Origin of the sequence: Glutamicibacter mishrai, from assembly GCF_012221945.1 — a bacterium.
Taxonomy (GTDB): Bacteria; Actinomycetota; Actinomycetes; order Actinomycetales; family Micrococcaceae; genus Glutamicibacter; species Glutamicibacter mishrai.
In genome coordinates this window covers 827,598-841,090 of the sequence record NZ_CP032549.1, presented here as the reverse complement: position 1 = coordinate 841,090, position 13,493 = coordinate 827,598, and the positions used below count along the sequence as shown (strand labels likewise).

The 13,493-nt window shown below is 61.7% G+C and carries 10 protein-coding genes; 5 read left to right on the top strand and 5 right to left on the bottom strand.

Annotated elements, in window-relative coordinates; all coding sequences use genetic code 11:
* Positions 1-49 precede the first annotated feature (49 nt).
* Positions 50-670 carry an ECF transporter S component gene (locus D3791_RS04000; RefSeq protein WP_022874318.1) on the top strand — a complete coding sequence of 207 codons (621 nt, stop codon included), beginning with the start codon at positions 50-52 and terminating at the stop codon, positions 668-670.
* Complete coding sequence (locus D3791_RS03995) at positions 667-2,994, top strand: ATP-binding cassette domain-containing protein (RefSeq protein WP_172511343.1); 2,328 nt, start codon at positions 667-669, stop codon at positions 2,992-2,994. The genes D3791_RS04000 and D3791_RS03995 overlap by 4 nt, the downstream gene beginning before the upstream one ends.
* Here D3791_RS03995 and D3791_RS03990 read toward each other — a convergent pair.
* On the bottom strand, positions 2,991-3,866 hold the full coding sequence (locus D3791_RS03990) for an aminodeoxychorismate lyase (RefSeq protein WP_022874316.1): 876 nt from the start codon (positions 3,864-3,866) through the stop codon (positions 2,991-2,993). The two genes, D3791_RS03995 and D3791_RS03990, sit on opposite strands and share 4 nt — an antisense overlap.
* A gap of 191 nt (positions 3,867-4,057) precedes the next feature.
* Here D3791_RS03990 and cls point away from each other — a divergent pair, with 191 nt between their 5' ends.
* The gene (gene cls, locus D3791_RS03985; protein ID WP_022874315.1) at positions 4,058-5,530 is read left to right on the top strand and encodes a cardiolipin synthase; all 1,473 of its coding nucleotides are present in this window, start codon (positions 4,058-4,060) and stop codon (positions 5,528-5,530) included.
* Here cls and D3791_RS03980 read toward each other — a convergent pair.
* From D3791_RS03980 to D3791_RS03965, 4 genes are all read right to left on the bottom strand, one after another.
* The gene (locus D3791_RS03980; RefSeq protein WP_172511342.1) at positions 5,517-7,532 is read right to left on the bottom strand and encodes a chorismate-binding protein; all 2,016 of its coding nucleotides are present in this window, start codon (positions 7,530-7,532) and stop codon (positions 5,517-5,519) included. The genes cls and D3791_RS03980 overlap by 14 nt on opposite strands.
* Complete coding sequence (locus D3791_RS03975) at positions 7,519-8,028, bottom strand: low molecular weight protein-tyrosine-phosphatase (protein WP_061954316.1); 510 nt, start codon at positions 8,026-8,028, stop codon at positions 7,519-7,521. Before D3791_RS03975 ends, D3791_RS03980 begins: the two co-directional genes overlap by 14 nt.
* A 90-nt stretch (positions 8,029-8,118) precedes the next feature.
* Positions 8,119-8,742, bottom strand: coding sequence for a LysE family transporter (locus D3791_RS03970; RefSeq protein WP_172511341.1), 624 nt, complete (start codon positions 8,740-8,742; stop codon positions 8,119-8,121).
* The gene (locus D3791_RS03965; protein WP_022874311.1) at positions 8,739-9,251 is read right to left on the bottom strand and encodes a MarR family winged helix-turn-helix transcriptional regulator; all 513 of its coding nucleotides are present in this window, start codon (positions 9,249-9,251) and stop codon (positions 8,739-8,741) included. The genes D3791_RS03970 and D3791_RS03965 overlap by 4 nt, the downstream gene beginning before the upstream one ends.
* Before the next feature lie 217 nt (positions 9,252-9,468).
* Here D3791_RS03965 and D3791_RS03960 point away from each other — a divergent pair, with 217 nt between their 5' ends.
* On the top strand, positions 9,469-11,520 hold the full coding sequence (locus D3791_RS03960) for an MMPL family transporter (RefSeq protein ID WP_246242312.1): 2,052 nt from the start codon (positions 9,469-9,471) through the stop codon (positions 11,518-11,520).
* Between the two features lie 288 nt (positions 11,521-11,808).
* A complete protein-coding gene (locus D3791_RS03955) occupies positions 11,809-13,356 on the top strand; it encodes a DEAD/DEAH box helicase (RefSeq protein WP_172511339.1) in 1,548 nt (515 codons plus the stop codon).
* The last annotated feature ends 137 nt before the right edge of the window (positions 13,357-13,493 follow it).

The window sequence follows — 13,493 nt, the reverse complement described above, 5'->3', positions numbered from 1 at the left end:
TGCGCCTTCAGCCCGTACATCTCCCCTCCTTGATACAGGAGGACCATCAATGAATCAAGCAGCAGCAAAGCAACGCAACGGCTGGCGCGTCGTCGACATCGTCACCGCATCGGTGATCGCCGTTGCCTCCGGCGTCATCTTCTGGGCCTGGAGTGCAGGCTACGGGCTGTTCTCCCTGGCGTTCGCAGCATTCCCGCCAGCAGCCGCACTGCTGACCGGTGTCTGGCTGTTCCCTGCAGTGCTCGGCGCGCTGATCATCCGCAAGCCCGGTGCCGCGTTGTACTGCGAACTGCTGGCCGCGGTCATCGAAGCGCTGCTCGGATCGCACTACGGGCTCACCGTGCTGATCTCCGGACTGGTCCAGGGCCTGGGCGCGGAGCTGGTCTTCGCGGCGTTCCGCTACCGCAAGTGGAACCTGGGTGTTGCACTGCTCGCTGGCCTGTTCTCCGGATTGTTCGCCGGTGTGTCCGAGGCCTACATCTTGGCGTACTACGTTGAATACACCCCGGCGCTGAAGCTCTTCCATGTGGTTGCCACCGGCGTCTCCGGCCTGGTTGTTGCCGGCCTGCTCTCATGGCTGGCCACTCGCGGCCTGGCGAAGACCGGCGCACTGAGCGCCCTGGCCAGCCGCCGTGCTCACCTGGAAACCGGAAAACTGGCCGCAAAATGAGTTCGGTGGCCAATACCGGTGCCACCGCTGACACCCGCCGGGGCACCGAGATCATTGCCCGAAGTTTCGGCTGGCACCACGCCGAACGCGAGAAGCCAGCCATCGCTTCTCTGGATCTGGACATCCCCGCGGGCCAGAAAGTCCTGCTGGTCGGCCCCTCGGGGGCCGGCAAATCGACCTTGCTGCATGCCCTGGCAGGCTTGCTGGAAGCCGATGACTCCGAGCAGTCCACCGGACTGCTGCTGATCGACGGGTCCGATGCCTTCGCCCGGGAGCATCCGGTCGGCCTGATGCAGCAGGATCCGGAAACCCAGGTGGTGCAAAGCCGGGTGGCCGACGATGTGGCCTTCGGTGCCGAGAACCTGGCGGTGGATCCGGTGATCATCCGCCAGCGCATTCCCGAAGCGCTCGACGCGGTCGGCTTGGGCATGCTGCCCTTGGATCATCGCACGCAGGAGCTTTCCGGCGGGCAGAAGCAGCGCCTGGCCCTTGCCGGGATCCTGGCCATGCAGCCGGGATTGATGCTGCTGGATGAACCCACCGCCAACGTCGACCCCGAGGGCATCGGGCCCTTGCGCGACGCGGTGTTGAACGCGGCCGAGGTCTCTGGCGCGACGCTGCTGGTGGTTGAACACCGGCTGGATGCCTGGGCCAGGCATATGGACCGGGTCATCGTGCTGGAACCAGGCGGAGGCGTGGCCCACGACCTGGATCCGCAGCGCCTGATCGATGATGAAGAACTGCGCGCTGAATTGTCGGCGGCCGGATTATGGGTGCCGAATTATCTGCCGCAGGTGCCAACCGCTGCTATCGCACCGGGCGAGCTGCTGTTGGAAGCAGACCAGCTGGTCAGCGCCCGCACCGACGACGCGCCGCGGACCCAAGCCGTGGACCTGTCGGTGCGTGCTGGCACCGCCACGGTGATCCGGGGAGAGAACGGTGCCGGAAAATCAACCCTGGCCCTGACCTTGGGCGGGCTGCTTCAACCGGCAGCAGGCCAGTTGCAGGCCGTCGAGGCACTGGCCAATGGGCTGGATGCTTCGCCCTTCAGCTGGAAAGCGGGGGCGCTGATCGGGCGGATCGGCTCGGTGTTCCAGGAGCCTGAACACCAGTTCGTCACCCAGAGCGTGCGCGAGGAATTGGCCTTCGCCCCGCAGCGCGCCAAAGCCAGCGGCGGACAGGAGCTGAAATACGATCCGGCCGAGGTGGACGCCCTAGTCGACTCGCTGCTGGCGCGCTTGGGCTTGGAGCACCTTGCCGAGGCGAATCCTTTCACCCTTTCGGGAGGGGAGAAGCGCCGCCTGTCGGTGGGCACGGTGCTTGCCGCAGCGCCGCAGGTGCTGATCCTCGATGAGCCGACCTTCGGCCAGGACGCCAATACCTGGCGGGAACTGGCCGGACTGCTGGTGGAGCAATTGGAGAAGGGCACCGCGATCATCGCGGTGACCCACGATGAGCATTTGGCCAGTGTCCTGGCCGCCGGAGAGATCCGCTTGGCGCCCGTCGCGGATCAGGCGCCAGCTATTACGCGAGGCCCGGTGCTTGATGCGCCGGTGGGCCGCAGCTGGCTGGCCAAGATCAATCCGCTGGCCAAGCTGGGTGCGGTGGCCGCGGCCACCTTGCCGCTGATCACCACGCTGGATTGGGTTTCCGCTGTGGTGGTTGTCGGCGCGACCTTGCTGGCCTTCCCGCTGGCTGGGTTGAGCGTGGGACGGTTCTTCCAACGCGCCTGGCCCTTGCTGGTTGCCGGGGTCATCGGCGCGTGGGGCATTGCGCTAGTGGGCCAGGACAGCGGAGCGGTGTATGCGCAGTTCGGGATCTTCAGCATCACCGAAGGCTCGGTGCACGGGGGCATCGCCACCGGGCTGAGGGCCTTCGCCTTGGCTCTGCCCTGCATCTTGCTGCTGGCCACCACAAATCCCAGCGATCTGGGCGGGGCGCTGTCGCAGCAGCTGCGGGTGCCGCACCGTTTTGTGCTTGGAGCGCTCGCTGGCATGCGTCTGCTGGGGCTGATGGTGGAAGAATTCTCCACGCTTGGCCTGGCTCGCCGGGCCCGTGGCGTGGGCAACTTCGGGACGGTAGCCCAGCGCATCGGGGCGAAGCTGGGGCAGTGCCTGGCCTTGCTGGTCCAGGCGCTGCGGCGTGCCGGACGGCTGGCGGTGACCATGGAAGCCAAAGGCTTCGGTTTGGGCGAGCGGACCTGGATCCGCACGGCCAGATTCACCAGCAAGGATGCCGCCGTGCTTACGGCAGGCATCGTGTTGGGAGCTGCGGCTATTGGTGCGGCCGTGCTGGCCGGCACCTACAACCTCGTCTGGGGCTAGCGGATTGCGTCGCTCAGGGCGCTGAGCTCGTCATGCAGCTCGGCGTCCAGGCGCAATGGCTTGGCATCGATGGTGCGCACCGGGGTGAGCAGGCGGATGGAGGAAACCAGCCAGACGCCATCGGCCTGGTAGAGATCCTCAGGGCGCAGCGGGCCATAGCCCAGTTCCCAGCCGTTCTGGGCTGCCGCGTCGAAGATGGCGCTCTGCGTGGTGCCCGGAAGGATGCCGGTTTCCAGCATCGGGGTCAGCAGGCGCTTGGTCTCGCCATCACGCTGGGCTACCAGCACCGTGGAGGTCGGCGCTTCCAGGACGATGCCGTCGGCCGAGGTGAAGATGACGTCATGGGCGCCGTGCTTGCGGGCGTAGCGCAGGGCGGCCATGTTCACAGAGTAGGAGAGCGTCTTCGCACCCATCATCAGCCACGGGGCGCGTTCTGCAAGTTTCGAGTCGTAGCCGCGGTCCAGCAGCAAAACGTCGACGCCGGTCTCGCGCTGTTCCTTGCCCAATGCCGGGGCAGGGGTGACGGTCACCCAGCAGATCGCCGGATCCTCATCGTGCTCACCTCGGGCTGCGATGAGCTTGACCACGGCTTCTTCGGCACCGCCGGTGGCATCGAAGTCGGCGACGGCGGTATCCACGGCGGCATACCAGCTGCGCGCGTCGGGGATGACCAGGTCGGCCAGCTCTGCCGAGGTGGCCAAGCGGGCCAGGTGGGCCTCGAATTTCCTTACGGCCTGGTTGGTGTAGAGCATGGATTCGAAGACCCCGTCGCCGCGGGTCACTCCCTGTGCGGTGACGGGAAGCTGGGGTGCTGCAATGTCGGCCAAGTAGCCTGCCGGATAGGCCGGATCCAAGAATACAAGTGAGCTCATACCTACAGATTATCGAACCCACGCCACTTCCGTGACCTTTGAGTTCAGGGGTGTTCAGACATTGCAGGGAATCTTAGATAAGCTAGGCGAAGGAATTTGAGCTGTCATACGCAGATCAGAGCCGAAAACAGCGACGATCATCGTGCGTAGCCAAGGGGTGTGCCATAGTGTTGCCGAGTAACGAAGTGCTGATGCAAATCGGTGGCGTGCTGTGGAGCATCCTGGTCGCCATCGAACTTGCCGTGCGGTACTTCATGATCGGCATCGTCCCCGGCAATCGCCGTCCCACCACGGCCATGGCCTGGCTGCTGGCGATTTTCTTCATTCCCGTGGTCGGCCTGCTGGCGTATTGGCTTTTTGCCAACCCGCGCCTGTCCCGCCGCCGGCTGGAAAAGCAGCAGCGAGCCCATGAACGGATCATGGACGCCACCAAGCACATGCAGCTTCCCGAGGAATTCCACTCGCAGGAAGAGTGGGTTGAATCCGCAGTGGAGCTGAACCGCAACCTGGGTGCCATGCCGCTGGAAGGCGGCAACAGCGTCAAGGTCATTTCGGATTACCGCACCTCGATGGAGTTGATGCGGGAAGAAATCGACAAGGCCACCCGGTACGTTCACATCCAGTTCTACATCATGGGTGATGACGAGGAATATGTGGGACCGGTCCTCGAAGCCCTGGAACGCGCCGCGCAGCGCGGGGTCCACGTGCGCTTGCTCTTCGACCACCTCGGCACCTTGCGGGTCAAGGGCTATGGCGAGCTGAAGAAGCGCCTGAAGAAGTCGGGCATCAACTGGCGCCCCATGCTTCCCATCGACTTAATCGGCCGGCGCTGGCGTCGCCCGGATCTGCGCAACCACCGAAAGATCCTGGTCATCGATGGCGCAGTCGGCTTCACCGGCAGCCAGAACCTGATCGAGCCTGGCTACAAGCGCAAGTCCTCGCACAAGATCGGGCGCGAGTGGGTCGAAATGATGCTGCGCGTCGAAGGCCCCCTGGTACGCAGCCTGGATGTCACCTTTGCGACCGACTGGTGGCAAGAGGATGACGACCAGGAAGTGCTGATGGATATGAACGAGGCGCGCCACCCGCTGGCTTATGAAGAGCGCCCGGGATCAACCCTGGCCCAGTTGCTTCCCAGCGGTCCTGGCTATGGCACGGAAAACAACCTGCGCCTGTTCAATACGCTGATCTATTCGGCGTCCGAACGCCTGGAAATCACCAGCCCCTACTTTGTGCCGGACGATTCGCTGCTCTATGCGATCACCACGGCCGCGCAGCGTGGCGTGGAAGTTGAACTGTTCGTCTGCGAAGAGGGGGATCAGTTCCTGGTCCACCATGCGCAGCAGTCCTACTACCAGCAATTGCTGGAAGCCGGCGTGCGGATCCACTGCTACCCGGCCCCGATGGTGCTGCATACCAAGTGCTTCACGGTGGATGATGATGTCGCCGTGGTCGGTTCCTCGAATATGGATATGCGTTCATTCAGCTTGAACATGGAAATCTCGGTCATGCTCTTGGGCAAGGACATGGTCAATGCCGTGAATGAAGTGCAGAATCACTACCGGGAGATTTCTTCGGAAATCACCTTGTCGCAGTGGCGTCGCCGCCCGCGCATGCAGCGCTGGATCGACAATGTGGCACGCTTGACCGCTACCTTGCAGTAGCGGCAGGGAAAGTGGTTCCCAGCGCTTGGAGCACTCCGCGCGATTTGGTGATGACCTCATCCCATTCATCTTCGGGTATGGAGTCCGCGGTGATCGCTCCGCCTAGGCCCAGCGACAGGCGCCACGACTGATCCGGCAGCTTGTCGCATATCAGGGTGCGAATGACCACGGAGAAATCCGCGGCGCCATCGGCCCCGAGATAGCCCACCGCTCCCGAGTACAAGCCTCGCGCCCGCTGATCCTCCAGTTCGTCCAGGATATTCATGGTCGACAGCTTCGGTGCACCGGTCATCGAGCCCGGCGGGAAAGCTTCGCGCAAGGCATCGGCAGCATGCGCAGGGGACTGCAACGTCGCGTCGATGGTGGAAACCATCTGGTGCACGGTGGCGTAGGACTCCACGGAGCAGAGCCGGGTCACGCGCACGGATCCTGGTACCGCGTGATGGGAGAGGTCGTTGCGCAACAGGTCGACGATCATGATGTTCTCGGCCCGGTCTTTGGGATGCGTGGCCAAATCGTGTTTGAGGGCCAGATCCGTTTCCTCATCGATTCCCCGCGGGCGGGTTCCCTTGATCGGTTCGGCGCGCAGCTGCCCATCCTTGGACAAGGCAAGGAATCGCTCAGGGGAGATGCTGGCGACCTGAAGATCGGCAAGCCGCAGATAGTGGGCGAAGGGTGCAGGACTCGACAGCCGCATGCGGCAGTACGCTTCGAACGGGTCGAACTCTTCGGCGTGGGCCGTCAGCTCGGTGGTCAGGCAGACCTCGTAGGTGTTGCCCTCGTAGATTTCGTGTTGGGCACGGCGGATCTTCTCTTGGTATCCGGCGGCGGAGTCGGCGCAGTGGAAGTCCGGAACAGGCAAGTGCGCGCTGGCACGATGCTGGGGCGGGTTGCCGAGCAGGATCGTTGTCTGCGCGTCGGGCTTGTTGATGCTGTGCAGGTGCATCTGCGAGAGCTGGTGGTCGATGACCACGATGGTATCGGGTGCAAAGAACTGCGCGTCGGGGCGGTGCCGTCCGGGCGCGATTTCTGCTCTGAGGCTTGCCGCGCCGACTTCACGTTTCAGCTCGTACCCCAGGTAGCCAACCCAGGAGGGCAGCGGGTACTGCGTCTCCATTGGATTCCTCGGGGGCCACAGCCCGGCGAGCGAATCAAAAAAGCTGTGGCCCAGGTTCACTCGTGCTCCGGGCAGCTGCACGCTCGTTCCGTTGGCATCGGCGGTCAGCAGCGGTGGCTGGGTTGCGGTGGAGAAGGCCAGCAGGGAATACCGGTTGCGTCCAAGCGGATCCTGGAGATGCTGGCTGGTGGATTCGAGCAGTGCCGCGTAGGGGAACCGGGCGGTGAGCGCGTCGAAAAGCGCGGCGGCATCTGCCGGGGCCTGATAGCTCTGGCGCAGCAGCGGAACTGGGCCTGCAGGAGCAGCAAGGAATCCCAGCGACTGGATGGTGGCGGGAAGGAAGCGGGAAGCTGCCTGAAGCGTGGAGAGCAGGTCAGGGGTTTGAGCGGTCTCCATGATCAGCGCGGCGTTCTGCTGGGGTGAATTGCTGGCGAGATATTGCTGCTCTTGCCCAGCCCAGGTGCTCCAGAACGGCGTGTAGGTTTCACCGTCCCGGGCCAGGGCCCGGTCGCGGCGGAAGGATTCGGGCGCTTCAAGCCAGATGCCGAAATCAATTAATTCGCTGGCCTGGTCATTGAGCGCGCCCACGCCTTCGATGATCACAAAGTGCGCAGGGGTGAAGACCCGTGGCGCGCCTACGGCGTCGGCATCCCAATCCCAAGTGGGGTAGGTGACGGGTTCTGCATTGGCCAGTGCGGGCAGCAACTGGGCGTAGAGTTCGCAGGCGCGCTTCAGCCCGTGCCAGCCGTGGTAGAGGTCTTCGAGGCGCAGAACAGCCACAGTAGCTGTGGCGGCAAGTTGTTGCGCTAGATCTGTTGCGAAGGTGCTTTTGCCTGAACCGGAGCGTCCGTCAATGGCAATAAAAGTTGGTCTAGCGGTTTCCACGAGAAGCGATATTACTCCGCACGTAATCTACAAGGGCTGGCAGGGAAGCAGATATGAGTTTCCAAGTCTCGCGGAAGTCGCCGGCGTCGCCGTACCAGGGGTCGTAGACTCCTTGGCGTTCGTGCGGGGCGCTGGCTGTTTGCGGATCAAAGGACCGGAACATGCGCAGCTGCGGGCGTTGCGAGGGATCGATGTCGGCCAGCTCGGGGACCAGTTCTTCGAAGTGGTCGGTGTCCATGGCCAGCACGAGATCCATGTCGGCTAGTTCTTCGGAGTCGATTTGGGCGGCGACGTGCTCAGCAGCGTCCAGTCCATGGCTGTGCAGGATGCTGGCGGCGCGCTCGTCGATGGGGTTGCCGACTTCGCCGTCGGTGATGGCCCGCGAGAGTACTTGAACTTCGTTGACATCGGCATTAACCAAGGCGTCTTTGAGCATGTACTCGGCCATAGGCGAACGGCAGATATTCCCCGTGCACACGATCATTATCCGGAACATGGCATCAGTCTATGGGCACAAGCGCTCTGGTGCGATAGCTACGCGCCCGAAAGTCGGGCATAAATCGGTAACGTTTCAGGGTTGATGCCGCTAGTGCAGGAACAGCAGCAGAAGAGCGACAAGGATGAACAGGACCCCGAAGAGGATGTTCAGCATCTTTGCGCCGCGGTAGGTGGCGGTGAAGCGCTGGAAAGTGCGTGCAGTTCCGGCAAAGAAGAAGTACATCACCAGGATGTCCACGGCGATGACCGTTCCGATGTACAACGTGTATTGACCCAGCAGCGGTTGATCTGCGTTGATGAATTGCGGGGTGAAAGCCAAGAAGAACACGATGGCCTTGGGATTGAGCAAGTTGACCAGGATCCCGCGGTTGAGCATCACGCGTCGGGTCAGCTGCCGCCCCGAGGTGGTTCCATCGGAGGCCACTTCCGGTTTGGACAGCAGCATTCGGATTCCCAGATACACCAGGTAGGCCGCTCCGGCATATCGGATGATGGCAAAGAGCGCTGGGCTATTGGCTACCAGGATTCCAACGCCGGCGGCGACAATCACTACATGGATGAGCAAGGCGATTTGCTGTCCGAGGATGCCCCAGATGGAGGCACGCCAGCCTTGGCGCATCGAATTGTTCATGGTGTTGATGGCGCCAGCACCGGGAGTGAAGCTGATGATGATGCAGGCGCTGAGCAGGGAAAACCACAGTGAAAGAGTCACCGGTTAATGCTAGTGCCCGCTGGCGGGTTCGAGGGATTCGCGGGACTTTGCGTTACGGCTTCTTGACGGGCAGCGTCGACCCCGGCGATGGCATCGTTCATGAAGCGGGTAACGATCTGGAGTTCTTGGTCGTTGTAGGTGCCGATGACTTCCATCATTTTCATGCCCAGCGGCATGAACATTTGGCGTCCCTTGAGCCGGGCCTTGTCGGTTGGAGAGATCCGGATGACTCGTCGATCCTGGTCGGAGCGCAGCCGTTCAATCATGCCCAGGCGTGCGAGGCGGTCCAGCATCGCAGTGGTGGCGGGGGAACTCAATTGCAGTTCATGGCTCAGGTCCTTGGGGGACGGCAGTGCTCCGCGTTGCTGGTACTTCATGATGATGGACAGGGCGTTCATGTCCGTTCGGTGGGTGCCGAATTGCGCTCCCGTGGATTCAACATAGCGGTCGGTTGCCTGGCTGAATTCCTGTAGGAGCACCACCAGCTGCTGGTAGTCGCTTGCAGTCATAGCCGCAATCCTAAACCGTTTTGGCCCGTGTCCAGAAAAAATAGTTCGATGGTGGAACTATCTAGGGTAATGTTGGATTCACATCGAGGATCGATGCGCAGAGCGCGACTATGAATGAGGAAACGCGAAAGTGCCACAACAAACCCAGCTAGCAAACGGCTCGTCCACTACCAGAAAAAGAAAAAGCATAGGTATAAGAGCTGGAATCTACGCTGTCTTGATTCTGCTATGGCTCGGCGTGGCTGGACTTGGCGGACCCACTTTCGGGAAGCTTTCCGAAGTCCAGACCAATGACCAGACCTCTTTCCTTCCGGCCAGCGCAGAAGCTACCCGGGCCCTTGAATGGCAGAACAAATTCCAAACTTCTGAAGCGATCCCCGCCGTCGTGGTCCTAACCGGCACGGGGGAACTCGAGGCTTCTGCCGTCACTGCGCTCGCCGAAAAGCTTGCCGGCTTCACATACCTCGAAGGGGATGTGGTTGGACCGTTTATTTCCAAGGACGGGCAAGCTGCTGAACTGCTCGTACCAATCTCCGGCGAGACCGAAGCCAAAGAAGGCGTGGAGGAACTGCGCTCCCTGATCGCCGCGGAAAAGCCCGAAGGCACCACTGCCTACGTGACGGGACCGGCAGGGTTCAGCGCGGACTTGACTGAGGCCTTCGGCGGCATCGACGGTGTGCTGCTGGGCGTGGCACTGGTAGCGGTGCTGGTTATCCTGCTGCTGGTCTATCGCTCGTTGTTGCTGCCCATCACGGTGCTGATGACCTCGATGGTTGCCCTCTGCGCCGCGATTCTGAGCGTGTATTTCATGGCCTCGGAAGGCTGGATCCGGTTGGATGGCCAGGCCCAAGGCATCCTTTCCATTCTGGTGATTGGCGCGGCCACGGATTACTCGTTGCTCTTTGTCGCACGGCACAAGGAAGCCTTGGTCGCCGGCGCTGACAAGTGGCAGGCAGTGTCCACGGCGTTCAAGAGCTCGCTGGAGCCGATTGTCGCGTCGGGTGGCACCGTCACCGTGGGCCTGCTATGCCTGCTCTTCTCGGATTTGAACTCCAACAAGGCTCTGGGGCCCATCGGCGCTTCGGGCATCATCTTCTCGATTATTGCCGCACTGACCTTCTTGCCAGCAGTACTGGGGCTCTTGGGCAGGGCCGCCTACTGGCCGTTTGCTCCCAAGCCTCAAAGCGCTCCCCAAGACCCGGGGATCCCGGCGGGCCTGTGGGGCAGGATCGCTGGATTTGTCGCCCGGCATCCACGGCCGATTTGGATGATCACTGTTGTCGTCTTGGCCGCGGGAGTGCTGGGTGTCACCGGGCTCAAGGCCCACGGAGTGCCTCAAAGCGAACTGGTGGTTGGCGGTTCCGAAGCCCGGGATGGCCAGGTAGCGCTGGGCGAGCATTTCCCGGGAGGAACTGGCTCCCCGGCAACGGTGATTGTTGATCAAGCAGATGCCCAGGCAACCCTGGACAAGGCTCTTGATGTGACGGGCGTTGACTCAGCGTACCTGCAGGCCGAAAATGGCGGCCCTGCACTTGCCGAGCGCGGAATTGAGCCGTATGAGGTCCAGGGGCGGAACCTCATTTCTGTGACCCTGGCCGATGCCGCCGACTCCGATGAGGCCAAGCAAACTATCGTTGCGCTGCGCGATGCAGTGCACCAGGTCAATTCGCAAGCGCTGGTTGGCGGCACCACCGCTACGCAGCTCGATACCAGTGCAACGGCGCAGGCGGACCTCTACAAGATCATCCCCACGACTCTGGGCGCGATCTTTGTGATTCTGATGCTGCTCTTGCGCTCGGTGCTCGCGCCATTGCTCTTGATGATCACCACGGTGCTCTCCTATGGAACGGCCATGGGTGTTAGCGCGTTGGTCTTCAATAATGTCTTCAACTATGTTGGCGCGGATCCTTCGGTGCCGTTGTTCGGCTTTGTATTCCTGGTAGCGCTGGGCGTGGATTACAACATTTTCCTCATGACTAGAGTGCGCGAGGAGTCCTTGAAGATCGGCACCTATGAAGGCATGCGCCGCGGGCTGCAGGTCACCGGCGGCGTGATCACATCTGCAGGTGTTGTCCTTGCAGCAACCTTCGCCGCACTAGGGGTTGTACCCATCATGTTCCTGGGACAACTGGGGTTCATTGTTGCCTTCGGCGTGCTTCTTGACACTTTTATTGTCCGCAGCCTGCTAGTGCCAGCACTGGTGGAGGAGATTGGGCCAAAGGTCTGGTGGCCCTCCAAATTGGCACGCAAAATTGGCGCCAGCAAGTAGCGGGAACGTGGTGAAAGTCTCCGGCATATCAAGGGCAAAGCGGGGATGGTCACCGGCCAATCAGGTTCAAGCACTGTAGAGTGGATACTTGTGCACCTCCGGATTTGACCGGATGCATGCGTCGACAGTTTAGATTTCCCCTCCAGCTGATTCCCCGGAATGATTCCGTGCGGATTCACCGGTGGTTGCAGGCCAGAACGATGGCCCTGCGCGGTGCGGACTTCCTCCTGGCTCGGCGAGACCCAGCGCCACGGCTCGTGGCGTGCGAATCAGAGAGAAAGCTTGAATATGTCCGTAACTTTTAGCGCCCTGGGCGTGCCCGGAAACCTTGCCAAAGTCCTTTCCGAGAGCGGAATCGAAACCCCCTTCCCGATTCAGGAAGCCACCTTGCCATCCACATTGGCTGGCGGAGATGTTCTTGGCCGCGGACAGACCGGTTCCGGCAAGACCTTGGCTTTCTCGTTGCCACTGGTCGCTCGCTTGGCACAGCGTCCCCAGCGCCGCAAGGCCCGCTTCCCCCGCGCATTGATCATGGCGCCAACCCGTGAATTGGCAACCCAGATCGCCAAGACTGTCGATCCCCTGGCTAAGGCTAGCGGCCTGCGCACCACCGTCATCTACGGCGGCGTGGCCCAGAGCCGCCAGGAAAAGGCCATGAACGACGGTGTTGACATTGTCATTGCCTGCCCTGGCCGACTTGATGATCTGATCAAGCAGAAGATCGTTGACCTGTCCCAGCTGGAGATCTCGGTGCTGGACGAGGCCGACCACATGGCTGATATGGGCTTCCTGCCGGTAGTTCGCCGCATCATGGACCGCATGCCAACGGGCATCCAGCACATGCTGTTCTCCGCCACTTTGGATAACGGAGTGGACAAGGTGGTCAAGCGCTACCTGAGCAACCCGACCATTCACTCGGTGGATGCGCCGGAAGCCGCTGTGAACACCATGGAACACCACGTATTTGTGGTTCCAAGCGATGATAAGAAAGAACTCATTCGTGTTTTGGCTCAGGGCACAGCTCGTCGCATCATGTTCATGCGCACCAAGCACCACGCCAAGAAGATGGCAGTGACCTTGTCCAAGGCTGGCGTACCTGCGGTAGACCTTCACGGTAACCTTTCGCAGAACGCTCGTGACCGTAACCTCGCAGCCTTCGCCTCGGGCGAGGCAAAGGTTTTGGTTGCTACCGACGTTGCAGCTCGTGGCGTGCACGTTGATGGCGTGGAGCTGGTCGTTCACATCGATCCACCAGCAGAGCACAAGGCTTACACCCACCGTTCGGGCCGTACCGCGCGTGCAGGTTCGGATGGAACCGTGGTCACTATCTGCACCCCTGATCAGCAGGGCGACGTTGCTACCTTGCTGAGGCAGGCCGGACTGAAAGTGCCTTTTGAAAAGGTCAGCCTGGATTCGCCAGTTGTTGCCAAGGTTGTTGGCGAAGTTGCTGAGCACGTTCCTTACGTTGCTCCAGTGCAGCAGAAGCGTAACCCGGCGAAGAAGAAGCCTGCTGGAGAATCTTCAAACGCTCGTGGTGGACGTGGCGGCGGACGAAATGCCCGTGCTGGGAAGCCTGCCGGTGAGGCACAGGGCCGCGGTGGCGAGCGCCGCCGTCCGGAGCGCGACGGCGCCATGGGCCAGGGCGAGCGTCCAGCCCGCGCATCGCGTGGTGCCAACGCTGAGCGTCCAAGCCGTTCGGCTCGTGGATCCAATGGCGAGCGTCCGTCGAACTCTTCACGCTCAGCACGATCCGGTGGTCGCAATGCTGCAGGTGCCGCAGGTGGCCGCTCACGTGGACCACGCCGTGCATCAAGCCCTGCTACCGGTGGGCGCTAAGAACTAGTACCCAAAAGAAGCCCCAGACAGCCAAAAGCTGTCTGGGGCTTCTTTTTGGTGGTGGGGTTGCGAGCGGATCGGAAAATGAGAATCGGAACTTTTACACCAGATTGTGCAAGCGTTTCCTATGTAATAAG